The organism is Candidatus Saccharibacteria bacterium (assembly GCA_016700315.1).
Taxonomy (GTDB): Bacteria; Patescibacteriota; Saccharimonadia; order Saccharimonadales; family SZUA-47.
Genome location: CP065013.1, coordinates 949,820 through 973,229, shown reverse-complemented (window position 1 = coordinate 973,229; position 23,410 = coordinate 949,820). Strand labels below are relative to the sequence as shown.

The following is a 23,410-nucleotide window of genomic DNA, read 5'->3' as shown; positions in this document are numbered from 1 at the left end:
TTGGCAAAAGGTATATAATTGAAGTATGAAATCGATTAAAGACTTGTTTAAAAGAACAGATAAAAAATATTGGAAAATACTAACTGCTGGAGCTGGGTTGGGCGCCCTGGCCTCATTTATACAGTTGATTGAGAGGATTTCTTGGGCAGATAAACCAGACCAAATACTGCGATGTAACATCAATAGCGTTTTTTCTTGCAGCAGTGTTTTTGATGCATGGCAATCCTCCGTTTTTGGTTTCTCTAACACGATTATGTGCCTGCTCTTTTTTGGTGTGATGTTAGGAGTGGGACTCACCATGTGGTTTTCGGATGGCAAGCTTAACAAAAACTTTAGATTGGTTATGCAGTTTTTATCGGTGTTTTTCTTGCTATTTGGCTATTGGTACTTAAGCCAAAGTGCGCTTTCGATTGGTGCGCTGTGTGTATTCTGCATTTTTTGCTATATCGGGGTTATCGCTGTCAATTATTCGTGGCTTAGGCTAAATGTCGATGACTTGCCTCTAAGCAGAAAAGCGGCTAGCAATCTCAAAAAATCTATCGAACAAAACAATGACATCTTTGGCTGGGCACTCCTGGCAACTTCATTGCTGCTGATTTTTCTATATGCGTTCTTGTAAGACAATTAGGTTAGAGGTTAGAGGTTAGAGGTTAGAGGTTAGAGGTTAGAGGTTAGAGTGATTAGGACTACGGACTAGTTGTTGGTAGTTAGTAGTTGGTAGCTAGTAGATATTACTCCGTACCGCGTACCCTGTACTGCGTACTGTTCAAATAGAGCCAAGAGTCAAGAGTCATGAGCCAAGAGCTAGGGTCTAGGGTCTAGGGTCTAGGGTCCTGGGTCCAGGGTCTATTTAGAATTTAGTGCTTAGGATTTAGAATTTTACGCTTACTACCAACTACCAACTACTTACTACTATTCCCCTATCTCCTTACGGGTGTATGCAATGTTCATGGCGACTTGAGCCGAGTGGAAAATGCTTGGACTTAACCATTTCTGCGGAGTCAGCAAGGCGTTTTCTCAAACTTTCAATTCCCTTATCGGTTTTGCGTACCGACGCCTCAATCCCAGTGTCGATGAACTCGAGACTGAGCTTGTCGGGCAGTTGGCCTTTTTGGACAAACCAAGCTAGCGCATACATACTAAGCTGGACACTGCCTTGAGCTCGCTTTTTGGCTTTTTCTTCACTATTAACGCCTATACCAGATTTGTAGTCTCTAATCTCAACACCTGCTTCGTCATCATAAGCAACGTCGTATCGTCCGCGCAAGACTACGCCTTCGTCTTCGAGTAGGACGGTAAAAGGCTCCTCGATATATGTCGGTGTGCGCCTTTCGGCTAATGCGTTGAATAGCCTCGTAAGGGTGGCTTTTGCCGTTTTGTAAGCGCGTCTCTCCTGTGCCTTACTGGCGTAGCCTGATTTTACCCAGTTAAGTGACAGCTCTTGTTCTAGAGATTCTAAACTTACGGCTTCACCACCCGGCATCAGCGAGCGGTTCATGTGCTCTATAAGAGCGTGAAGTGCTGTACCATAGCTGGTCTGAGGTTCGGGTTTTTCTGGAGCTCGTAGAATAAATTTGTAGTAAAAATCTAATGGGCAGTTCAGTAAGCTAGCTGCCTGACTAACACTTAAGTAAACGTATTTGCCATCGTAAATCTCGGTCGGTATTTCTAGTGCTGTGGATAGGTGTTGTTCAGGATTTTCAATATCGTTAGAATTGTTGTGCGAAGGAGTAGTTTCTGGCAAAAGCTCAAATATTTCACCCAAAAAGCGTGAAGCTGTACGCTTGCTGCTACTACTTCCCTGAAAATCTGAATAACTAAAGATGAGATTTTGTTTGGCTCTAGTCATTGCGACATACATGAGTCGTCTTTCTTCGTGGTAGTGATCTTTGGCCTCGTCGTACGGACTCATGAAAAGCCCATCGGGTAGCTGCAAACCTTCGGCCATTTTCTTGAGCGGAAAGCTGCCTTCCACTAATTGGGGTATATACACCGTCTCCCATTCTAGACCTTTGGCTTTATGGACTGTTAGGACGTTTACTTGGTCTTCAGAAATATCTAGCGTGTCGTCAAGTCTGTCTCCAGCAGACTTTAAGGCTGGCAAGCTTAACATATATTCATAGACCGTTGGTTGCGAGGCGATGGCCTCAAAGCTCTTAAGAGAGCCGAAGTACTGCCCAAGAGCCAGAACGGTATCGGCGGAATTTTCGTCGTGCTCGGCAGCTTTAAATAGCTCTGCTTTAAAGCCTGTTTGCTCAATTGCTTGGAATAATAGTTGTCCGACGCTTTTGGTCGCAGCAGATTCTCGCCATTTTTGAATCAATAAAATCGGCTCGATCACATGCTTCTTACCGCTTGAAAGCAGAATGTCTTCGAGCGGCTCGTGGTTATAGCGTGCGTTGACGGCTTCGTTGGCTAGATCGGCGTTTGGAATACTAAAAAGTGCACTGGTGAGGGTGTGGTGTAGTGAATTATTGTTGCTTGGTTCGGCAATGGTGCGTGCTAGCTCAGTTAGCATGCGCACTGCTGGTTGGGCATACATATCTTCACGAAAACCTACCAGCTTATGGCTAACTTGGTGCCTTGTTAGGGCGCTAGCTACAAGCTTGGCTGTTTGTCGCCGTCTTGCAAGAACTGCAATTGAGCCAGGTTTCTGGCCGCTGTTTATGCGCTTGGCGATATCTTCTGCTAACCACTCAATCTCAAAGTCTATGTGCTCGAAATGCCGAAGCTGCGGCTCTTCACCAATTACATCACTGACTAGCTTTTTGTTGATCTTGAGCGTTGTTTCGAGCCGATGAGGGTTGTTGTTTTGAATTAGTTTGTAAGCAGCATCTAGTATCGGCTGACTACTGCGGTAGTTCTTTGTTAGAGCGACTTCTTTTGCAGTTTTGAATCGCTCTTTGAAGCTCAAAATATTGCTTAAATCTGCACCGCGAAAACCGTAGATACTTTGATCATCATCACCGACTACTATTAGGTTTTGCTCTGCCGAAACTAGTAGGTCGATTAGTGACGACTGCATGAAGTTAGTATCCTGAAACTCGTCTACAAAGATGTAGGCGTATCGTTTCTGGAGGACCTGGCGGATGTTGGGTCGTTTATGAAGCAGTTGAACTAAGAGGAAGATTTGATCATCATAGTCGATCAGGTTCTCGGCTGCGCAGAGTCTGACGTAGGAGTTGTAGGCACTCGCTAGCTCAATGTGTTGTTTTCTTTCCAGCTGTTCGGCTTCGCTGGTTGTCGGCATCTTATCCGCAAAAGCCTTGTACTGCTCTGGTGTTACCAGGCTTTGTTTGGCTCTACTAAACAGATCAAGCAGATCGCTGATGACGGAATCTGGCAAGTTGGCGAGCGGCAGAAAATAGTCTAGTCCAAATTCGTCTATCCGCTCGCGGACAAAAACTATCTGTGCTTGCTCGCCTAAAACACGGAAAGATCGCCCGAGACCAATATGGTTAGCGAATTCACGCAATATCGACTCGCCAAAAGCGTTAAACGTCATCATCGGGATTTCAAGGTTTAGCTTGTCAGTTTCTTCTAGAAGCCGGTCTAGCATCTCGCGAGCTGCTTTTTCGGTGAAAGTAAGCGCCAGTATTGACTCTGATTTTATACCAGATCCCAGCAGCTGTTTGACCTTCTCTATTACAGTGGTGGTTTTACCGGTACCAGCTCCTGCTACAATAAGCATCGGGCCTTTGTCGTGCTCCAACACTTCTTTCTGCTTATTGTTTAACTCGGTAGCCATGGTTATATTCTACCGAAGTTCGACACTCATAGCTAACTTGGTGGAATTAAATTATCCTTTATCAAACTATATGGCATATAGATAAATTCACGTCTTTTTTCCGAGATTAAGTGTCCGTCCTCGTTAAGCTCTGTAACTTGCCCCGCAATAATGCCAAAAATGAAGATATCGGTTATTGGACTATCTCCGTCTAAAGATCTAGGAATGGCACCAAGATATGCAAATGGGAATAACGATGATTTATTGTGCTGAGTCGCCTCTATCAATTCTGAGTTTACCAATGTCCAAAATCGAGGTGTTCTTACATAAATTCTGTTTGTGCCTTCGTCTAACATCAGATTGAGCAAGTTATTGTCTTCAATTTTGTCGGCTATATTGGGTATAAGGCCGTAGCATTTCTCAAATTTTTCTTTGAAAGTATTTATCGATAGGCTAAGTAAGTCAGTCAGGGCTTTAGCTTGGGCTTCGTGGTTACCCTCATCGAAATATTGTTTGAGAAGTTCGATTGAGTCTTGATAACTTTGCTCGAGAGAAAGCTCGGAGTTTCGGTAAAGTTCTAACTCCATGTTTGACGCATACTCCTCAACATTAGAATCGTACAATGAGCTCAAAACGCTAGCGACACTATCGGCATCGGCGTAATCTTGTGTCGGGCTAATCGCATCAACGAACCTGTCCTCTGTGTCTTCGATAGTTTCTGTGACTGCAGCAAGGCTTAGCGCTGCTCTATTAAAGTGCGTCGTAATACCATTTCGACTGTCTTTGAGTGAGATAGCTAAAGAACAGTAATCTTGGTACTTGTCACTATATTTCTGTCTTTTAGACCCAAGCACGGTTAGGAATCTGCCATCCTTCAGTAAGTGTTGGTATAGTTGGCGCTCGAATACTATATCTTGATTTGTCCGCGTGAAATCTAAGTATCCATTAATACTTGATAGGCTCAGATTTGCTTGCTGATCTTCAGCTAAGCCGTTACGTCTAAAATCTATATATTTGTTGAGTATATCTTCGACTGAACTAACAAAACCTAATGCTACTCCTCTGTTCTTTAGCTTATCCAATGCCACTTTAACAAAAGCAGCATTGTCATAAGAGAGAGAATCACTGTCTAGTTCATCACCAAAAAGGTTGAAGCTTGCCAGCTTTCCTGTCCCGTCAAAAATAACTCTGATTACTACCGCCTCCTCGTTATTCAGAGGATCATAGTCGCTGGTATCTTCACCATCATGAATAGTGAACTCCATAGATTCTAAAAATCCGTCACTTCCAACAGTACTAGTAAATACTGCAAAACAATCATCAAGGTCGACTTTGGCAATAGTTTCGGTGTATTTTAGCCCGTGTAAGTCTAGAGTTTCGGCCGATAGGTTACATAGATGATCTATCTGACTAACATCGGCCTCTTGGCCCCAATCGCCGTAATTAACACGTCCCCATTCACTTTCATAATTCTCGCCTGGCATTTGCGAATTATAACAAAAGGTAGTTGCAAAAACTACCATATTTATAAGATTTAAAGTTATAATTAGTATAAGTGAACGATCTGTACAATTTTATATTGCCCAAAGAGCTAATTGCTCAAGAACCAGCCAGCCCCAGGGACTCCGCTAGGCTGTTAGTATATGAGTGTAGCACCGGTAAAATCGTGGACTCGGTATTTAGGGTACTTGGGAAACATCTCAAAACCTCAACCACAATTGCACTAAATAATTCTAAAGTTGAGCATTGCCGGTGGCTTTTCGATGGGGGAATAGAAATTTTTGTTTTGCAGAAGCTAGACACAAACACGATTACAGCAATGGTTCGAAAAGGTAAAAAATTTCAACCCGGTAAAGATGTACAACTTACCGATTGGCTTACTGTCTCGACTGTGGCCATAGATGAAAACGGGCTAAGAACTTTGAGATTAAGCGTCCCACACGATGATAGACGCTTGCAAAAGTATGAGCATGTCCCGATGCCTCCATACATTGAGCAAAATGATAAATTAGCAGATGAATATCAGACAGTTTACGCTAAGCCCCTCGGTAGCAAAGCTGCGCCAACTGCCGGGCTTCACTTCACCGAAGAGTTACTTACCGAACTGTCCAAAAGTTTCCCTATTGAGGAGATTACACTTCACGTTGGTCTGGGTACTTTTGCGCCGTTGACAGAGAAGCAGCTTAGCACAGGCAAGCTACACCAAGAGTACTTTGAAATAAGTGATCGTAGCCTTGTAGCTATAAACGCCGCTAAACACATAACAGCTGTAGGCACCACAACGGTGAGAACACTCGAAACAATTTTTGGCCGTAGCGGTCAAAAAACCTACGGATACACCGACATTTTGATAAGAGCTGGTTATGATTTCAGAAGAGTTGATGCAATGATTACAAATTTTCACTTACCTTCAACTTCCCTGCTCATGTTGGTGGCGGCGTTTATAGCTGACAAAAAAGGCTTATCCGAAAAACAGGCTGCCGCAGAGCTAATGCGAATATATGCTCACGCTATTGCCAAAAAATACCGATTTTACTCATTCGGCGACGCTATGCTGATCGTATAAAAAAGTACTTGTGCTTATTAAGAACTAAAGCTATATTTATGTTGAGGTTCAAAAATCGAAATAAAAAGGATCGATGTATGAAAAGAGGCCATTATCCAAGGAATTTTAAAGGATTAGTGATGCCGCCATCTCCAGTAGAATCATGCGAAGAGCTAATAATGCAAGGAACAGCGCCGAATCACCGGCGCTGTTTCGTTTCAAGACACCACTTGTATTGGCCACGAACCCTGTATGAAAAAGACGAACTAAGCCATGAATTTAGAGAGCACCCTTTTAACAGAGTTTGGATGCTAGATTGCCAGCATGGGTTAATTCACAAAGAGTATATCGGAACGCGGATTCCTGACGCTCAAACCATGGCAGAATTTTTAAAGGAAGCAGATTTACTTCGTACTTTGGGGGTATCCATTAGGGCTGTTGAGGGTATCAATAATGCGCTAGAACAGAGTAAAGTGCGTAGGCTTAATCACTCTCTTGATAACCGTGCGCATCATCTGGAAGTCATAAGAGGTATTACCCGGACTCCAATAGAAATTATTCACCCACAAATTGCAATGCCAATACTTAGAACTGCATTAATACATCTTAATGCCGCATAAATTGATATAAAATGCTTGTATTTATCATTAACTAAGACTATATTTGAGCTATAAATGAGGGAGGTTATTGCATTATGGAAAACAATCAACTAAAAAAAGCAGAGGACGGACTTGCTGGACTATTTAGTAAGCTGCCGGCGATGCCAGAAAACGGTAAAAAAACGCTGGTAGAGTGGTTTCCTTGGATTTCACTTGTTTTTGGTGTGCTGAGCTTGCTAGCTGTGTTGTCTTTCTGGCGGACTGCGCATGCCGTAGATAGGTTAATTGATTACAGTAATGCTTTTAGTAGGGCTTACGGTACGGGTACAGTATCAAATAATCTAGGGTTATTTTTCTATCTTACATTGGCTGTCGCTTTAGTCACTGGACTTTTGGGTGTAGTAGCCTTCTCTGGTTTGAAAGCAAGAAGCAAGAAAAAGGGTTGGAATTTATTGTTTCTATCACAATTAGTTAGCTTGGGAGCAGGAATCCTAGGCGCTTTTAGCGATTACCGTTACGGTGCGGGGATAATCGGCACCTTATTGGGGGCAGCTATCGGATTTTATCTTCTTTATCAAGTGCGCAGTTACTACAAATAAGATAAGCAATAAGTAATTATTATCCGAATTTTTGGGTAGTTCTACGAAAAACCTTAGGGCCCTCTTCTTAGAGCCCTAAGGTTTTATCCGCCCCACTTTTCTCAATTGCCGCGAGTAGTTCTCGATGCCTTAGTTTATCTCTTTTATTTTTTCTGTCACCTCTGCGGATCAACCTGTAGGGAACAAGCCAGATTCCGAAAAAAAGATACCAAGATGCAACAACGATCCATGCAAAAGAAATCAGCAAAAGAGCTACCGGGACGAATACCAACCACCTTTTCACTGTATTATCTGTATCTGTGATTTTCCATATTCTAGCAGCCGAGCCATGAAAAGACATTGGCGCTGAGACGACAACTTTTTCAGATGATAAGCGATTTTCCATTGTGTTTCTCCTCTTAGCTAGATTAATATATCAATTTTTGGCTGGGGCGAAGAGATTCGAACTCCTGAATGCCAGGACCAAAACCTGGTGCCTTACCACTTGGCGACGCCCCATGACTTTTTAAATTCTAAATCTCAAATGCTAAATTCTAGATTGCTTGCGAGCATTTTTGAATAAATTTGTAGATTTATAAATTTGCTCTGTTATTATACTGTATTTGCTGGCAAAAGTCTCTATAATGGTTAGCATATGCGGATTATTGAACCAATAAAGACAATTGACGGTAAACCAAAACGTAATTTGCGTAAGATAATAATTTTTGTGGTTGGAGTGATGGCGATCTTGGTTAGTTTGTGGCTAATATTTGCCAAAAAACAAGCACCAACCTCTTCGAAAACATACTCTCAACCAACAGCCGCAAGCTCACAGGCAGCATCTGCTGAACCAGAGCAGGCTAAACCAAAGCAGCTGCGTAAGCTCACCGGTGCAGAAATCAAAACTTTTCTGGACAGCTTTTCTTACCCGAATGTTAGTGAGATTCAAGATCTGCCGTTAATCACTGGCAATATTGAAGCTGACAAAAAAATTAGGCAGCTAGCTGAAGCTCGCGGTTATAGGCAACGCGCCATACCAAACACTTCTTTAGTCAAAGTAGATAATTACAGTTTGCAGCAAAAGGCTATAACTTCTTGGCAAGCACTCAAAGCTGCTGCGGCCCGGGACAGCATAAGTCTGCAGTTAAACGAGGGTTTTAGATCAATTGACGATCAAAGGCAGCTTTTTATGGCGCGATTTTCGGCAGCAGGCGGTACTGCCAGTAGCGTTGCCGCTGGCAATCAGGATGCACTTGTCGACAAACTCTTGGAGGTTACCGCGATACCTGGTTATTCCAAACATCATACTGGCTTCACGGTCGATATTGCCTGCGGAGACTCTGGAGACGTTTTTGAACGAACTCCCTGCTTTGCATGGCTCTCGAAAGATAATTACGTCAACGCCAAGCTAGCTGGCTGGTTGCCTAGCTACCCGGAAGGGGCACCCGCACAAGGTCCGAACCCTGAGCCTTGGGAATACGTTTGGGTCGGCCCCGATTCACTTTATGAGTAGGGCCTATTAGCACCAATCAACTATTGAGTTTATACAATAGTTTTGATACAATTACCACTTATGAGTTTTGAGTTTGACCCACATGCAGTACAGATGTACATTGATTTTGCCGCACAGCAGTGTAATATCCCCGTAAAGAATACAATTTATAATGCTAATGGCCTGATCAGTAATATTGAAAACTTGAGAATTATGAGGTTCTATGATCAGGATAATCCAAGTCCTGACCTTCAAATGACAAAAGTTGCGTGGGTTGCTAAAGATAGCCGTGGGGTAGATTATTACTTCTGGGAGGAGAAAAGTAACTTAGATGACCAGCAAGATCGAATTGTTTTTGGTTACGGTAGCGGTTTGGCTGCTACAAAAATATGTACTTTTGTCGACAGAAACAAAAAAGGAACTAGTTGTAGCTACGCGCTATTTGACAGTAGCTACCTAAACGCTGATGTAGTGGGTACTATGGTGTGCACGGATGCTGACACTGAGAAGCCGCTAGTTATGAGGGTCGACGCTGAGACCCAAGAAGAGGTGCTGACTCTGACCGGCGAAGTTTGCGAGTTGGTAGAACAGCTTAGTGGGCCTGGCAGTCGACAGTCAAAAGAGATAGCCGATAGACTTTCCGAAGTGTTAGAAATACCAGATGTATATCCATCTCTAAGCTTAGACATTAAAGATAAATCAAGGTTCCCTGATGTAGAAGAAGTTTTAGCCAAACTAGCACTTAATACAAGTGGCATAGAAAAAGAAGAACATATAGACATAAGAGGAAACGTTATTATCACCAAAATTACCGTTGACCCAGCCAGAAAAGCGATTATTAGCACCGCGCAAGTCGGGGCGTTAGGCGATAACCAAGACACATTAGAGCTATCTCGCATAGTCGGTGATCCTAACGATAGTACTAGGATCAACTACTTAGTAGGCGAACATCACGGTCTTATTGGTTCGCCGGACGCCGAGAATGTTCGAAAAAACCTGCACAGAATCGCAGGGTTACTAGGGCTAAGATACTTCCTGCACCCAGAGCGGGATGCGGTAATACCGGGTCTGATAGAAGACTACAGAGCTTTTGTCGATATACTTAACGACGCAGCGCGGGCTCAGATAGGAACTGATACATTTCAGACAGACAGACAGACATAATTTGCCCATCACAGAGCTAGATTCAGCCGATGAAGAATTAAGAAGGAAGTATCCCTTCATTAATCCCGGCAATAATCTTGCGGTAGATAAAGTCCTATTGCCCAACGACCATAGCAGATATTTCAATCACTCTGAATATGCAAGATTAATGACTGTACTAAGAAATCGAATAAGCGCCGAAGATGTCGTGTTAGGCAATGATGTATTGCTGATGGCTGACGATAGCGAATTAAAGGCATACTATGGGAGGAGGCTCAAACCACTTGGTGGGATTTCCGGCCAAGACAATGAAATCATAAACAAAGTATTGATTAATTGTAATTCAGTTGATGGTACACATAACTGTGTAATTTTTGGGACTAGAAATGAGGAAAGTATAGGCAACTACACCGAATCAGCTATGATTAATCCTCGAATCGACAATGATAGTTTGCGACTACATTACTATCGTAGTCCAACTGTGTATTTTAGCTTAGGAAACTCAAAACTACTGCTCACTACAATTTCTGCGGATGACGGCTATAATCGTACTAGAAGGGTTAAATCTGTAGTCGTAGATTTAGATAATTATAAAAAGCGTAATCTTCCTTGGCGGTATCGAGCAGAGGTGGACTTACCGGATGTATTAGCAAGATTTAAGGAAGCTAAAGCTAAAACCGAAGCAGCAGGAGTTGACTTCAAAAAAGCTTGTGAAGTTAGTCTTGCTACAGTATTGCCTAACCTAGTGCCTGAAATTGCAGCTAAAATACCAGAACTAATGGATGCGCAAGGGGCGACCCAGCCCTTACGAAAACGTGGCTGGTTCCAACGACACTAAAGGTAGCTTTGATAAACATCAAACAAGACTAAAATTTTGCCTATCCAAACTACTGTCTAGACAGTGGGTCCAAGCTATTTCTGTTAAGTTGGTTGCGGCTGAGCGCTATATCTGTTAGCTTATATCTATATGGCAAAAAGAATAATCAACAAAAATCCGTTCATACAACCCCTTGAAATCAATGGCCTAACAGGCAGAGTGTTACAGATCCCTGCTCCAAAGAATAAAAAACGAGAAATAATGTTCATTTACGGTCATCATTCGTCAATCGAGCGGTGGTATGGCGTGGCAGAGGCACTAAACCAATACGGGAGAGTAACCGTACCAGATTTGCCGGGTTTCGGCGGGATGGATTCGTTTTATAAGATTGGCATGGAGCCGACAATTGATAACTTTGCCGACTATTTGGCGGCTTTCGTTAAACTCAAATATAGTCGCAAGAAAGTGACCATTCTTGGAATGTCCCTCGGCTTTGTGGTAGTTACAAGAATGCTCCAGCGCTATCCGGAGTTAGTAGATCGAGTGAATATGCTAGTTAGTTTCGCAGGATTTTCTCACAAAGATGATTTTATTTTGTCGAAGCGAAACATGGTTTTCTACAGAACAATGTCCAGTCTATTGGGTCGGAAATACCCAGCAAAGTTCTATAAGAATGTAGTACTTCATCCATCATTAATCCGAGCAGCATACAGTAAAGCTCCCAATGCCAGACAGAAGTTTAGCGGAATAAGTGAGTTGGAGAAGAAAAGGTATCTCGAACTAGAGGTAGAGCTTTGGCGTAATAATGAAGCCAGGACTTATTTAAACACGGCTCGCGAGTTTCTAAATTTAGACCAGCTTGCTCCTCCAGTTCGCGCAAAGGTGTGGCATATTGCAATCGACGGCGATAGATATTTTGATAATAAGGTGGTGGAGCAACATCTAAAAATTATTTATGATGATGTAAAGGTCGCTTACGCCGAAGCTGACAATCATGCCCCAACAATCCTAGCCACTAAAGATGAGGCTATGAAATTTATTCCTGCTATACTTCAAAGAGAAATCAATAAGACTCCAAAATGAAGATAGCAATAGTTTGTCCTTATAACCTAGAGATTCACGGTGGGGTGCAGGAACATGTCATGGCGGAAGCTATAGAATTGCGCAAGCGGGGCCACAAGGTAGTGGTTGTTACACCTAAGCCGAGAAGACGAAAAACCCCAGCCGACAAAGGCATATACTACATTGGTCAGTCTGCGCGCATACCTACACCCGGCTCGACTAGCTCCGATGTTTCGGCCGCAATCGACAACAGTTCAATAGACGAATTCTATGAGACTTTCCAGCCTGATTTAGTTCACGTACATGAACCGGTTGTGCCTTTTATGGCGCGCCAAGTTATCGCCGAAGCCACCTGCCCCGTCGTTGGGACATACCACGCTGCGCGACCAGAGAACGCTATGGGTCGCTCGCTGATCACATCGGCAATGCCGTATACCAGAACAATAACTAAGCAGTTGACGGCGATTACGATTGTGTCCAGAGCAGCCATGATGCTACTCCAAGACAGTATGAATAGTCCGCAGATTATACCTAATGGTGTCGATCTAAAAACCTATAAGCCCCTCAAAGTGGCTCGCGACGAAAATAATGTTTTATATGTCGGGCGGCTAGAAAAACGTAAAGGTGTTTATCAGTTATTAGACGCTTTTTATGTACTACGGCAGATTAATCCAAAGGCTAACCTAGATATCGTTGGCGGCGGTCCCTTGTGGAAAAAACTTCAGGCCAGAGTTATCGAATTAGGCCTAAGTGGAGCTGTGACCTTTCATGGCTTTGTGAGTGCGGCCGAAAAGCGACGGCTAATGTCGAAGTGCGGTGTATTTGTGTCGTTAGCGTTATATGGTGAGAGCTTCGGCATAGTTCTAGTTGAGGCTATGGCAATGGGAGCGCCAACTGTCGCTGGTAACAATGAGGGTTATGCTTCGGTTCTGTCAGGCAGAGGACAATTGTCACTGGTGGATCCGTATGACAGTGTTGAGGTTGCCAATCGACTCAATCTACTAATGCAGGATAAGTCCCTTGCTAATTTGTGGCGGCAGTGGGCTAGACAATCAGTCAAGCAGTACGATTGGCCGCGAGTCGTCGACAAATATGAAGCGCTGTTTAATTCTTTGGTTAGATGAAAAAACTGAAAATTGGTTTTGTGCTAGACGATAGGCTTGACAAGCCAGATGGTGTCCAGGCCTATGTCACGACTGTTGGCGGTTGGATGAGCAAGCAAGGACACGAGGTTCATTATTTAGTCGGCAACAGTCCTGGCTATAGCGGTGATACCCGGGTGCACCACCTAAGTAAAACCAAAAGTGTACGATTCAATAAAAACCGCATGAGCATCCCCTTGCCCGCCAATAAAAAAGCCATCAAGCAGCTTCTAGGCCAAATAGATTTTGACGTTCTGCATGTGCAGATGCCTTACAGCCCATATTTGGCTGGTAGGGTCATAAAGAGCATGAAGCAAAAAACGGTGTTAGTTGGTACGTTCCATATTTTGCCGTATTCGCTAAAAGAAAAACTTGGTACCAGGGCTCTGAGCCGTTTGGTTGGCTCTACAAAAAAGCGTTTCGACCGCGTTTTTAGCGTCAGCAGTGCAGCGCAAACTTTTGCCCGCTCGCACTTTGGCATTAAGTCAATTGTCATCCCGAATGCTGTAAATCTAACAAATTACAAAACCCCAAAACCAGTTCAAGAGGAGCGTGCTAGAATCGTCTATTTAGGCAGATTAGTCGAGCGCAAAGGTCCGGCGTATCTCATAGCAGCTTACGCCAAGATTTTGGATAATGACCGAAGTATGGCCAAGAAGACAGAGTTAATAATTGGCGGCAAGGGCCCTGATCTTCAAAAATTAAAAAAACAAGCCGACTCAATTGCCAAAATCCACAAAGACGTCAAAATCCAATTTCTTGGGTTTGTATCTGACGCCGAAAAACCTAGTTTTCTCGCTACGGCCAAAATAGCCGCCTTCCCTTCTACTGGAGGTGAAAGCTTCGGCATTGTGCTCGTAGAAGCGATGGCTGCTGGCGCTAGTGTGGTAATTGGCGGCAATAATGACGGCTACAAAACTGTTTTAGGTGATGAGCTACCAGTTGTTTTTAATCCTAAGGATACTACGCAGTTTGCCGAGTGCCTTAAAACCCTACTTAGCGATCACGAGCTATTAAAAAAACTGCACAATAAACAGCAAAAAGATGTTCTTCAGTACGATGTGAGCGTGATCGGCAAAGAGCTAATAGAACAGTATTCTCAGCTTGTGCAAAAAAGATCATTAAGGCATAATAAAGCTAGATGAAGCACTACCAAGAGACACATGTAACTATCTCGAACAAAACACTGGTACGGATTGTGCTGTTCATAATCGGCACATTCTTTATATTCAAGTTTATTAGTCAAGTAGTTCATCCGCTGACGATGATCTTTGTTTCGGCTTTTTTGGCCATGGCCTTGAATCCTTTTGTTAACCTAGTGAAAAAGCGCCTAAAAATTAAGAAACGTGGAGCTGCGACCGCCCTCGCCTACTTGATTGTGTTACTAGTTCTCGGGGCTTTCTTTGCACTAGTGTTGCCGCCATTTATTTCGCAGACGGTCGAATTCTTACGAAACGTACCAGGCCACATCCGTGGGCTAGAAGATCAAAGCGGCTGGGCTGGTGACCTGGTCAGGCGCTATCATCTTGGCGATCAGCTAAACAATTACGCCAAAGATTTCGCAAACAATTTCAACTTTACCAACGTTGGTACTACTGCTATTAGTTTCGCTAATCGGGTTTTAGGTAATGTTATATCCATAATTACAGTGTTGATTTTAACATTTATGATGTTAGTTGAAGGACCTTCTGTATTCAAATGGTTTATCGCGCAGTTCCCGAAACAGCGTGGTGAGCGCTTAGCAAAGCTCATTTTACGGATGTATAACGTTGTTCGGGGATATGTCACCGGCCAGGTTATTGTCGCGCTACTTGGTGCTTTCTTCTCGTTTATTATGCTGACGATCGCCAGCACAGTCATAAAGGCTGATGTTAATGCTCTGGCTTTGGCGGCGCTTGTATTTGTTTTTGGATTAATCCCTACGATTGGCAGTTACATCAACGCCCTAGTAATCACACTAGTTTCGCTGTTTAGCTCGCCGACGTTGGCCATAATTATGCTAATTTACTATGTAGTCTACCAGCAGATTGAAAACGCCACGATTCAGCCTTATGTACAGTCTAAAACGAACGAGCTAACACCCCTGACTATTTTTATTGCTGCGCTTTTAGGTCTTGGTTTTGGCGGCATCTTGGGCGGTTTGGTCGCAATACCGCTTGCTGGTTGTGGCAAAATTCTATTAGAAGATTGGCTAGATGACGGCGAGTATAACGCTTCATCGATAGTCGAAAAAAAAGATCAATAGATTGTTTGAATTAGTGCCTGGTTTACAGACCTAGTTTCGGGGTCGTTACTATGAGAAGCAAGCGTCATGAACAGCTTACTATTTTTTACTAGTTTGTGAATCTTATATGCCGTTATTGGCGGGCAGCACATGTCGTATCTTCCTTGTATTATGAAGAGCGGGCAGTTTATTTTGCTGGCGTTTTTTAAGATGTAGCTCTCACTCAAAAAACATGAGTGGCTTAGGTACCAGGCAAATATTTTGTAAGGCACAAAGTCAAATTCTTCGGGCATATCATTTGGTTTATTGTCTAGCTGTATGTCATTGAAACCCGGCCAATCGAAGGCTAGTAGCGGACCTTCAAGCTCAGACAAAGCTTTTGCAGAAGTCTGAAAGTTTTCGGGGTCGCTGCCATTTAAAATCTCATAATGATATTCCGCCGGCTTGCTTCGGTTTTCAGCAGGTACGGTTCCCAAAAAGCGCTCCCAGACTTCTGGATAATGGTTGATGAATAAGCCTTTATCTATCCAGTTAATTTCGGATTGGGTACCCGTAAAAACTCCACGGATAACTAAGTCCTGGCACTTTTCTGGGTGCTTTATGGCAAAAAGAAGTGCTAGCGTTGAACCCCATGAGCCACCTTGAATGTGAACTTTTTTTACTCCCAACTCGTCGAGTATCATAAGCGCATCATTAATTAGATCTTCGGTACGATTATGATCAGTGCGGCCGTAAGGTAGCGAATTGCCACAACCTCGTTGGTCGAAGATGATAGCCTGGTGTTTCTTTGGGTCTAGATTGTATTTGTGAGATGGCTTATAACCGCCGCCGGGACCTCCGTGAAAATAGAGAACTGGAACGCTTGCATCTTTGTTGCCCCACTGCTCATACCACACTTTATGGCCATGACCGACTTCTAACCAGCCCGACTTTATTGTGTGCTCGTCTGTCTTAATTTGACGGGGTTCTTCTATACTCGAAACCACAGCGTTCCTTCCTTGGTGTCATTTAGCTCAACCCCCTGCTCTTTTAGACTATCTCTTATTTTGTCAGACTTACTCCAGTCGCTAGATGTGCGGGCTTTTTGCCTTTCCCCCATGAGGGCTTTTTGATCGGGGCTGATGTCGTCGCCAAGTAGTTTGATGCCTAGTGTGTTTGTGATCAACTCAATTAGTTCTCGACTAGGAGCGCGTGATTCTTTCTCGCACAGATCAAAAGCTTGTTCGATTAATGATAAAGCTTCAGGACTGTTTAGATCATTTTGCAGTGACTCAATAATAGCGGCGTTGCTGTCGTCGTCGTTTTGAGGCGGTAATTGCCAGATCCGATCAGCCATAGCCCGCCAGTTATTTAGGCGGTTCTGCGCGGCCTCTAGAATCTCCCAAGTAAAATTGCCTTCTGTTCGGTAATGCTTTCCTAGAATCATGAGTTTGAAAGCATCTAGACTATACCCTTTGTCTAGAATGTCTTGAAGTGTATAAATATTTCCAAGAGATTTGGACATCTTGCCGCCATCTACTTTGAGATGGTTGTTGTGTACCCATATCTGCGCAAATTGTTTGCCTGTGACGCTTTCTGTCTGAGCGATTTCGTTGGTATGATGCACGGCTATGTGGTCAACCCCGCCACAGTGGATATCGATCTGGTCACCCAGGTTCTCTCTAGCGATTACAGAACATTCAAGATGCCATCCTGGGAATCCTTTGCCCCATGGGCTGTCCCACTCCATGTCACGCTTGGCATCTTTTGGGCTAAATTTCCATAACGCAAAGTCTGTTGGATTACGCTTGCCGGCTACCTCTACTCTGGCGCCTTGCTTGAGCCCTTTGATATCGAGCCGCGCAAGCTTACCATAGTCTTTAAGCTTGGAGGAGTCAAAGTAGACTCCTTCACTCTCTATGGTATAAGTAAACTCTTTTGCTTCAAGTTCTTTGACGAAATCTATCTGCTCGTCTATGCACGAGGTTGCACGGATGAGAGTTGGTCTTATCAGTTCGAGTTGCTCATAGCCCTCGTGTTCTACGATGTCGATATACTTCTCTGCTACTTGCCATGCCGTAATACCTTCGGCTCGAGCACCTTTTTCCATCTTGTCTTCACCGCTGTCATCATCACTAACAAGGTGTCCAACATCGGTGTAGTTTTGCACTCTCTTAACAGTTAAGCCTTCAGCTTGCAGTGTGCGCTGTAGTACGTCCCAGTAGATATAACCAACCCAATTGCCAATGTGGGGTTGGCCGTATACGGTAGGCCCACAGGTATACACTGTGACTTCATTGCTATTGAGCGGGTTTAGTACTTCGATGGTTCTTGTGAGTGTGTTATACAGCTTCATCATGAACCTCTGCAAAAACTCTAGCTGGCGAAGCATCTACAGTCAACTTTAATGGTATGGCATAAACTCGAAATTCTTTTTGAAAAAGTTTGTCCAAGTTGGCTAAGTTTTCGATTAAAAGGATCTCACTAGAAAGTAGTTTCTTGTGAACTGGAAAATTGTCGTCTTTGTCGAAAGAACAGGCATCGATGCCGACCATCATTGGTTTTTTGCTGATGATATATTCTATAACCTGCTCACTCATAACCGGGTAATCCGTAAAGTACGTCGCATCATGGTAGTCTTTTATTCGGCCGGAATGTAGTAATAATATTCCACCCTGCTCTAGATCTGAAGCTAAAACCTCACTGTAGTCAGAGCTTGAAATGTTAATTACCTGACCCTTTCCGATGAGTTTGTCTAGCGAAAATGAATCTATAGATTTAGCGTTTTGCAACATATGCATAGGAGCATCTATGTGTGTCCCGACATGTGTGCCAACAGAAATTAGGTGATCACAAAAACCGTCTCTAGAAAGTACACCGGCAGGTTTAATAGACGTTTCTGGATCCCCGGGATAAACTGGCGTAAACTCGTCAAGCTTAACAGATAGATCTACAAAGCTCATGATAGTAGCTCCTCTGCCTTTCTGATTGTCTCTTGCTTAATTTCTTCAAATTTACGGCCATCGGTGACCTTGAAACCGGCTGCATATGGGTGACCTCCACCTCCAAAATGGGCAGCTAGTTTGTCGGCAATGTGTCCACCTGGGTTTGATCGGATTTTGGCGGTTATTCGTCCGTCGGGATAGGTTTTGAAGCCTATGCAGACTCTTACACCAACCGTCATACGCATGTCATCGATCGCCAGCATAGTTGGATTATATATACTGCTATACTTTTCGATCTCTGGCCAAGGGATAGTAATAGTAGCGATCTGGCCGCCGCCGTGCAACTCGACTCGCTGCAGCAGCTCACCTTTATAATTCAGTAATTCAGGCTCTCGTTTGTTTAGTTCGCGGCGAGCTGTATCTAGCTTAGCTAGGTCGACTCCGCGGTCGACTAAATCAGCTACTATCCTTAAATCATCAGCAGAAGTTGCCTCACTGGTAAACCCCAGCGAATCACTCAGAATAGAAACAGTGAGCATCTCACAGGCGTCTACAGGCAGTGGCCACCCGGCCTCTTTGGCAATACGGTAAATAATTGCACCCGTAGCCACCGTTTCTTCGCTAAGAGTCTCGCTGGCCCAGCTTATACCGCCCGCTTCAGTATGGTGGTCGATAACTATAGTTGGTTTGGTTTTTAGCCAGGCCATCTGGCCGTTTTTGTCGAGCGATTCAAACATAGTTTCGGTATTGGCATCGACGATCACAACCAAATCTGTCTCTCTTGGAGCATCTTTTGCTACTCTGTCCCAACCGCTTAGGTATTTTAAATGGGCTGGCATGTCGATACCGCAGACCATCGACACTCGCTTGCCAAGATCGCTGAAAATCGCTTCTAAAGCCAAGCTAGAAGCCAGACTGTCGCCGTCGGGGTTATCAGCCTGAATAATACAGATGTTTTTTGCACTGACGACTAGGCTAATAATTTTTTTGTAATTATTCATCATCTCTAATTCTAAACAGTAAACAGTAAACAGTAAACAGTTATAAAATGGTGCGGCCTTCTAAGGCGCGGCCGAGCGAGAGTTGATCGGCGTATTCTAAGTCGACTCCTACGCTCAGGCCTTGTGCAAGACGCGTTATTTTTACTTTTGTGTCACTTAACTGTTGCTGAATATATAATGCGGTTGTTTGACCTTCGACGCCAGCATTAGTCGCTAAAATGACTTCAGCCACATTGTCTTTATCGATACGCTTAATTAGCTCGGGAATGTGAAGTTCATTTGGCCCGACGCCGTCTATCGGCGATATTAGCCCTCCCAGAACATGGTAAGTTCCGCGGTACAGACCGGTTCGTTCTAAGGCGATCACGTCAAATGCATCAGCCACAACTGCAACAACCGTTTTGTCACGGTTATTGTCGTCGTATAGCTCGCTTACATTTTTAGAACTATCGATCCACATGTAGGTTATAGGACATGTCTTAATGCCTTCGTGTAACGTGCGGAGAGCATCAGCCAGTTTCTGGGAGGTTGCGGGCTCGCGCTTCAATAAAAAGTAGGCGTAGCGCTCCGCACTGCGAATGCCGACTCCGGGCAAAGCACCCAAAGCTTCGATCAAATCCTGTAATGACTTGGGTAAAACACTCAACTTTGGACTCCGTCAGAGGTAAGTAACGATAAACGATGAACGATGAACGAAGAAGATTCTTTGAAAATTGAAAACTGGTCCACTCTACATTCCCATATTGCCGAGCATGCCCATAAACGGCGCCATCTTCTCTTGAGCATGTTTTTGACTGGCTGCAATTGCTTCCTTGACGCCTTCTTCAACCCAGCGCTCCAACTGGCCGATGTCCTCAAGGTCGACATAATCTGGATCGATTTTGACTTTTTTTAGCTTCATCTCGCCAGTCATTTCTACGGTTACTGCTCCCTCACCGGCGGTTACTCGAATAACTGCGTTCTGCAATTCTTTTTGAACTTTTTTCACTTGCATTAACATTTTAGCCTGATCAAATTTTGACATATCATCTCCTTACTTTGCTTATATTTTAACAGATAGACCCAGATCGTTGTAGCTCTATTGTTTGATCGAGTAAAGCTCTTTAGTGGCGGGAGATTTTGGCCAAGCCACAAAGTATCGTTCAAAGTGGTAAAACATACTAAAGCCAATAGCTATCGCCATAATCACTACACCAAGATTCTTTGCAATTGGATTTTTCGGGAAAGTTTCAAACCAAGTACCGAGCATAAATGTCATGCCATTGGCGATAACTATGTACAAAAACGGAACCAGCATTATGGCTACCTCTAGACCGGCGAATCCAACTATCGAGGTGATTGTAAGCAGACATATCCAGACTAAAGGAGTGCGTTTCATACGCAGGTAATAGCGGTAAGCGTAAAGTCCTAGAAGCAGCATTGTTCCACTGAATAAATCAAGTAGTGGCAAGCCGGCAATCCAAAACTCAGGTCGGTACGGCGCAGCATAGAATAACGCTCTTGGTAATGCGATTAAGTTTTGCATGAAGATTTTTGGTGTCAGCGGGTCTGGTATTAACAGCCATTCCTTAATCAGATGGTTCTTAAACAGCGCGTAGGATAGCAGACCAACAAAGATTGCCGTAAATGTTATCAAGATCAGTTGGTGCTTTAGTGCTAGTTTTCTAAATAAAGTTGACGCCCTTTTTCCATATAAAATGGCGAAGATTATCAACAAATATATGGTTCCTGGGACGTAGAGCGCGACTAAAGTTACTAGAGTAGCTAGGTAAATAGCCAAACGACGACGAGAACTATGTCTTATCCAGAATAAACCCTCAATCAGTACAAACCATATCAAAAATAACGAAGTAGGTGTCGCGTTTCGTCCAACTGCTAATAGCCAGCTAGAACTAGCTAGCAGTGCCGTGCTGACAGCTGCAATTTTTGGAGAGTGCCATTTGCGCATCAACCGGTAGAACAGGAATATAACTGCGACTACAAAAAATGCGGAAATTGCACGGTAGGCTTCGACTTTTTGAATACCTAAACGATTTAACACATACGACCCTGCTCTATGTGGTAGGTATAGAGGATTAGCCTGAATGTCTTCTCTCGTAACCGAACGACCAATACTCGTAACTTCACGGCTGGACATATTTGGCTGAACACCATCAAGATTATAGGTATAAAGAAAGAATACTGCTAATAAGCCAATCATTCCCAGTATGGTACTTCTGGTTGCAAACCTTTTGGCAAAATCGGCGACATCCACCTTCATAATTTTAGTATACACCCCAATTCGTCAGAATGACGAATGAGCAGCGAGGTGGGCTAGCGATTAGCTTGTAGCGTTGAGGGGCTAGTAGCAAGTAGCTAGTAGTTAGTAGTAAGTAGCAAGCGTAAAATTCTAAATTCTAAAGCCCTAAATTCTAAAATAGACCCTGGACCCTAGACCCTAGTTCTTGGCTCGTGACTATTGACTCTTGGCTCTATTTGGACGACAGGTACGCAGTACAGTCTCCCCCCCCCCCGCCCCCCTGTGGTACGCGGTACGGAGTAATTTTTACTAACTACTAACTACTAACTACTAACTACTAACTACTAACTACCAGTCCCTAGTCCCTAGTTCTTGGCTCATGACTCTTGACTCTTGACTCTACTTGAACGGTACGCGGTACGGAGTAATTTTTACTAACTACTAACTGCTAGCTACTTGCTACTAGTCCGTAGCCCTAATCACTCTAACCTCTAACCTAACCCTGGCTCTTCTATAAACCATCAACCATAAACTATCAACTCGCCCTAACCCCTAGCTATCAAAAGTCGGCTCGCTGCGCCTTGTATCGAGGCTTCTGAATCGCTGCTTTTCGTTATCAAAGAATAGTTCTATCTGTCCAACAGGACCGTTACGATGCTTCTTAATTAATAGATCAACAATTCCTTTTCGCTCGGTATCAGGATTATAGTAATCTTCACGATAAATGAACATTACAAGGTCGGCATCCTGCTCAATCGAACCCGACTCACGAAGGTCGGCCAGTTGCGGTATCTGTGGGTGACGGCTCTCAACGGAGCGGCTTAATTGGCTTAGTGCAATAACGGGCACATTTAGCTCTCTGGCTATGCCTTTGAGGCCACGAGAAATCTCAGAAATTTCCTGAACGCGGTTCGAGTCGCCGCCAAAACGAGAGCCGCCACTCATCAGCTGTAAGTAGTCGACAATTACTAAGCCGACATCTCTCTTGTGGGCTTCTCGACGGGCCTTGGTGCGCAAATCACTGACTGTTAGCCCAGGTGTGTCGTCGATATAAATCGGCGCCTCACCAAGGGTGCCCATAGCGTGGCTGATCTTCTCAAAATCTTGGTCGGTCAGGTTGCCTGTGCGCAAGTTCCACGAGTCTACTCCTGCTTCACTGGCTAGCATACGATCGACCAACTGTTCTTTACTCATTTCGAGCGAGAAAAACAGCACGCTTGATTTGGCCTTAATTGCCACATTCTGCGCAAAGTTTAGAGCTAGCGCCGTTTTACCCATGCTTGGTCTCGCAGCCAAAACTATGAGGTCACTTTTTTGGAAGCCAGCGAGCTTGTTGTCTAGGTCTCTATAGCCAGTAGATACGCCGCGAATCTTGCCCTTGTCCTTGTGGAGCTCGTCAAGTCGCTCAAAACTATCGCCTAGAACGTCCTCAATACTGACTAGGTCCTGACCAGTTCCGGCCTGGCTAACTTCAAAGAGTCGTTGCTCTGCTGTTTCGATTAATTCTTGCAAAGATTTTTGTTCGTTAAAGCCTAGCTCGGCAATGTCTTGCGAGGCGCGGATTAAACGGCGGCGCATGGCTTTGGTGGCAACTATGTTGGCATATTCTTCGACGTGGGCCGCAGTCGGTACAAAGTTTGTTAATTCAGTGATGTAGCTAGCCCCACCAACCTCATCGAGTATATCCGCTCCCTTCAGCTGGTCAGTTAGTGTCAGAACATCAATCGGTCGGTGATTGTCGTAGAGGGATTTAGCAGCTTCATAAATATAGCGGTGACGTTGCTCATAAAAATCGTCGGCGCTAACAATGTCAGCGATCTTAACGATCGCTTCGGCATCGAGCATCAGTGCGCCTAGAAGTGAACTTTCAGCGTCTAAACTTTGGGGTGGAATTTTAGCAGAACTTGGTTCCATGAT

Annotated in this window: 22 protein-coding genes and 1 tRNA gene; 11 read left to right on the top strand and 12 right to left on the bottom strand. The window is 44.0% G+C overall.

Going from position 1 to position 23,410, the window contains the following annotated elements; genetic code table 11:
* Positions 1-25 precede the first annotated feature (25 nt).
* Positions 26-619: a hypothetical protein gene (locus IPO96_05115; protein QQS64910.1), complete on the top strand. Its 594-nt coding sequence runs from the start codon at positions 26-28 to the stop codon at positions 617-619.
* 309 nt (positions 620-928) lie between these two features.
* On the opposite strand, the gene IPO96_05110 is transcribed toward IPO96_05115, so the two are convergent.
* Both IPO96_05110 and IPO96_05105 read right to left on the bottom strand, forming a co-directional pair.
* Positions 929-3,748, bottom strand: a complete 2,820-nt coding sequence (locus tag IPO96_05110; protein ID QQS64909.1) for an ATP-dependent helicase — start codon at positions 3,746-3,748, stop codon at positions 929-931.
* 32 nt (positions 3,749-3,780) lie between these two features.
* On the bottom strand, positions 3,781-5,211 hold the full coding sequence (locus tag IPO96_05105; GenBank protein QQS64908.1) for a hypothetical protein: 1,431 nt from the start codon (positions 5,209-5,211) through the stop codon (positions 3,781-3,783).
* A 71-nt stretch (positions 5,212-5,282) separates the two neighbouring features.
* Here IPO96_05105 and queA point away from each other — a divergent pair, with 71 nt between their 5' ends.
* The 3 genes from queA (at position 5,283) to IPO96_05090 (ending at position 7,470) form a co-directional block, all read left to right on the top strand.
* Positions 5,283-6,293: a tRNA preQ1(34) S-adenosylmethionine ribosyltransferase-isomerase QueA gene (gene queA / locus IPO96_05100; protein ID QQS64907.1), complete on the top strand. Its 1,011-nt coding sequence runs from the start codon at positions 5,283-5,285 to the stop codon at positions 6,291-6,293.
* Positions 6,294-6,370: 77 nt separating this feature from the next.
* Positions 6,371-6,892: a hypothetical protein gene (locus IPO96_05095; GenBank protein QQS64906.1), complete on the top strand. Its 522-nt coding sequence runs from the start codon at positions 6,371-6,373 to the stop codon at positions 6,890-6,892.
* Positions 6,893-6,966: 74 nt separating this feature from the next.
* Positions 6,967-7,470 (top strand): hypothetical protein, encoded by a 504-nt coding sequence (locus tag IPO96_05090; GenBank protein QQS64905.1) that lies wholly within the window; start codon positions 6,967-6,969, stop codon positions 7,468-7,470.
* Between the two features lie 67 nt (positions 7,471-7,537).
* Here the strand turns inward: IPO96_05090 and IPO96_05085 are convergent, their stop codons facing one another.
* Together IPO96_05085 and IPO96_05080 are read right to left on the bottom strand one after the other, a co-directional pair.
* Positions 7,538-7,855, bottom strand: coding sequence for a hypothetical protein (locus IPO96_05085; GenBank protein ID QQS64904.1), 318 nt, complete (start codon positions 7,853-7,855; stop codon positions 7,538-7,540).
* Between the two features lie 38 nt (positions 7,856-7,893).
* Positions 7,894-7,968 (bottom strand) — tRNA-Gln (locus IPO96_05080).
* Positions 7,969-8,104: 136 nt separating this feature from the next.
* Between IPO96_05080 and IPO96_05075 the strand changes: the two genes are divergently transcribed.
* From IPO96_05075 to IPO96_05045, 7 genes are all read left to right on the top strand, one after another.
* A complete protein-coding gene (locus IPO96_05075) occupies positions 8,105-8,962 on the top strand; it encodes a D-alanyl-D-alanine carboxypeptidase family protein (protein QQS64903.1) in 858 nt (285 codons plus the stop codon).
* A 60-nt stretch (positions 8,963-9,022) separates the two neighbouring features.
* Positions 9,023-10,105, top strand: a complete 1,083-nt coding sequence (locus IPO96_05070) for a hypothetical protein (protein ID QQS64902.1) — start codon at positions 9,023-9,025, stop codon at positions 10,103-10,105.
* 1 nt (position 10,106) lies between these two features.
* Entirely contained in the window at positions 10,107-10,922 is an 816-nt protein-coding gene (locus tag IPO96_05065; protein ID QQS64901.1) for a hypothetical protein, read from the top strand.
* 129 nt (positions 10,923-11,051) lie between these two features.
* Complete coding sequence (locus IPO96_05060; GenBank protein QQS64900.1) at positions 11,052-11,984, top strand: alpha/beta hydrolase; 933 nt, start codon at positions 11,052-11,054, stop codon at positions 11,982-11,984.
* Positions 11,981-13,087: a glycosyltransferase family 4 protein gene (locus tag IPO96_05055; protein ID QQS64899.1), complete on the top strand. Its 1,107-nt coding sequence runs from the start codon at positions 11,981-11,983 to the stop codon at positions 13,085-13,087. Before IPO96_05060 ends, IPO96_05055 begins: the two co-directional genes overlap by 4 nt.
* Positions 13,084-14,250 (top strand): glycosyltransferase family 4 protein, encoded by a 1,167-nt coding sequence (locus IPO96_05050; GenBank protein ID QQS64898.1) that lies wholly within the window; start codon positions 13,084-13,086, stop codon positions 14,248-14,250. The genes IPO96_05055 and IPO96_05050 overlap by 4 nt, the downstream gene beginning before the upstream one ends.
* Positions 14,247-15,350 (top strand): AI-2E family transporter, encoded by a 1,104-nt coding sequence (locus IPO96_05045; protein QQS64897.1) that lies wholly within the window; start codon positions 14,247-14,249, stop codon positions 15,348-15,350. Before IPO96_05050 ends, IPO96_05045 begins: the two co-directional genes overlap by 4 nt.
* Here IPO96_05045 and IPO96_05040 read toward each other — a convergent pair.
* The 8 genes from IPO96_05040 to dnaB form a co-directional block, all read right to left on the bottom strand.
* Positions 15,344-16,315, bottom strand: coding sequence for an alpha/beta fold hydrolase (locus IPO96_05040; GenBank protein QQS64896.1), 972 nt, complete (start codon positions 16,313-16,315; stop codon positions 15,344-15,346). The two genes, IPO96_05045 and IPO96_05040, sit on opposite strands and share 7 nt — an antisense overlap.
* The gene (locus IPO96_05035; GenBank protein ID QQS65427.1) at positions 16,300-17,667 is read right to left on the bottom strand and encodes a cysteine--tRNA ligase; all 1,368 of its coding nucleotides are present in this window, start codon (positions 17,665-17,667) and stop codon (positions 16,300-16,302) included. The genes IPO96_05040 and IPO96_05035 overlap by 16 nt, the downstream gene beginning before the upstream one ends.
* Complete coding sequence (locus tag IPO96_05030; protein ID QQS64895.1) at positions 17,651-18,271, bottom strand: cyclase family protein; 621 nt, start codon at positions 18,269-18,271, stop codon at positions 17,651-17,653. Before IPO96_05030 ends, IPO96_05035 begins: the two co-directional genes overlap by 17 nt.
* On the bottom strand, positions 18,268-19,254 hold the full coding sequence (locus tag IPO96_05025; protein QQS64894.1) for a DHH family phosphoesterase: 987 nt from the start codon (positions 19,252-19,254) through the stop codon (positions 18,268-18,270). Before IPO96_05025 ends, IPO96_05030 begins: the two co-directional genes overlap by 4 nt.
* 40 nt (positions 19,255-19,294) lie before the next feature.
* Positions 19,295-19,900 carry a recombination protein RecR gene (recR, locus tag IPO96_05020; GenBank protein ID QQS64893.1) on the bottom strand — a complete coding sequence of 202 codons (606 nt, stop codon included), beginning with the start codon at positions 19,898-19,900 and terminating at the stop codon, positions 19,295-19,297.
* An 84-nt stretch (positions 19,901-19,984) separates the two neighbouring features.
* The gene (locus IPO96_05015; protein ID QQS64892.1) at positions 19,985-20,278 is read right to left on the bottom strand and encodes a YbaB/EbfC family nucleoid-associated protein; all 294 of its coding nucleotides are present in this window, start codon (positions 20,276-20,278) and stop codon (positions 19,985-19,987) included.
* A gap of 54 nt (positions 20,279-20,332) precedes the next feature.
* Complete coding sequence (locus IPO96_05010; GenBank protein ID QQS64891.1) at positions 20,333-21,514, bottom strand: hypothetical protein; 1,182 nt, start codon at positions 21,512-21,514, stop codon at positions 20,333-20,335.
* Between the two features lie 531 nt (positions 21,515-22,045).
* On the bottom strand, positions 22,046-23,407 hold the full coding sequence (gene dnaB / locus IPO96_05005; protein QQS64890.1) for a replicative DNA helicase: 1,362 nt from the start codon (positions 23,405-23,407) through the stop codon (positions 22,046-22,048).
* Positions 23,408-23,410 lie beyond the last annotated feature (3 nt).

Bases quoted from the DNA above. Each gene is read 5' to 3' on its own strand.
- IPO96_05015 (QQS64892.1), bottom strand. From the start codon at position 20,278: ATGTCAAAATTTGATCAGGCTAAAATGTTAATGCAAGTGAAAAAAGTT.
- dnaB (QQS64890.1), bottom strand. From the start codon at position 23,407: ATGGAACCAAGTTCTGCTAAAATTCCACCCCAAAGTTTAGACGCTGAA.
- IPO96_05105 (QQS64908.1), bottom strand. From the start codon at position 5,211: ATGCCAGGCGAGAATTATGAAAGTGAATGGGGACGTGTTAATTACGGC.
- IPO96_05035 (QQS65427.1), bottom strand. From the start codon at position 17,667: ATGATGAAGCTGTATAACACACTCACAAGAACCATCGAAGTACTAAAC.
- IPO96_05050 (QQS64898.1), top strand. From the start codon at position 13,084: ATGAAAAAACTGAAAATTGGTTTTGTGCTAGACGATAGGCTTGACAAG.
- IPO96_05060 (QQS64900.1), top strand. From the start codon at position 11,052: ATGGCAAAAAGAATAATCAACAAAAATCCGTTCATACAACCCCTTGAA.
- IPO96_05085 (QQS64904.1), bottom strand. From the start codon at position 7,855: ATGGAAAATCGCTTATCATCTGAAAAAGTTGTCGTCTCAGCGCCAATG.
- IPO96_05070 (QQS64902.1), top strand. From the start codon at position 9,023: ATGAGTTTTGAGTTTGACCCACATGCAGTACAGATGTACATTGATTTT.
- IPO96_05115 (QQS64910.1), top strand. From the start codon at position 26: ATGAAATCGATTAAAGACTTGTTTAAAAGAACAGATAAAAAATATTGG.
- IPO96_05055 (QQS64899.1), top strand. From the start codon at position 11,981: ATGAAGATAGCAATAGTTTGTCCTTATAACCTAGAGATTCACGGTGGG.
- IPO96_05025 (QQS64894.1), bottom strand. From the start codon at position 19,254: ATGAATAATTACAAAAAAATTATTAGCCTAGTCGTCAGTGCAAAAAAC.
- IPO96_05045 (QQS64897.1), top strand. From the start codon at position 14,247: ATGAAGCACTACCAAGAGACACATGTAACTATCTCGAACAAAACACTG.
- IPO96_05010 (QQS64891.1), bottom strand. From the start codon at position 21,514: ATGAAGGTGGATGTCGCCGATTTTGCCAAAAGGTTTGCAACCAGAAGT.
- IPO96_05030 (QQS64895.1), bottom strand. From the start codon at position 18,271: ATGAGCTTTGTAGATCTATCTGTTAAGCTTGACGAGTTTACGCCAGTT.
- IPO96_05095 (QQS64906.1), top strand. From the start codon at position 6,371: ATGAAAAGAGGCCATTATCCAAGGAATTTTAAAGGATTAGTGATGCCG.
- IPO96_05110 (QQS64909.1), bottom strand. From the start codon at position 3,748: ATGGCTACCGAGTTAAACAATAAGCAGAAAGAAGTGTTGGAGCACGAC.
- IPO96_05075 (QQS64903.1), top strand. From the start codon at position 8,105: ATGCGGATTATTGAACCAATAAAGACAATTGACGGTAAACCAAAACGT.
- IPO96_05090 (QQS64905.1), top strand. From the start codon at position 6,967: ATGGAAAACAATCAACTAAAAAAAGCAGAGGACGGACTTGCTGGACTA.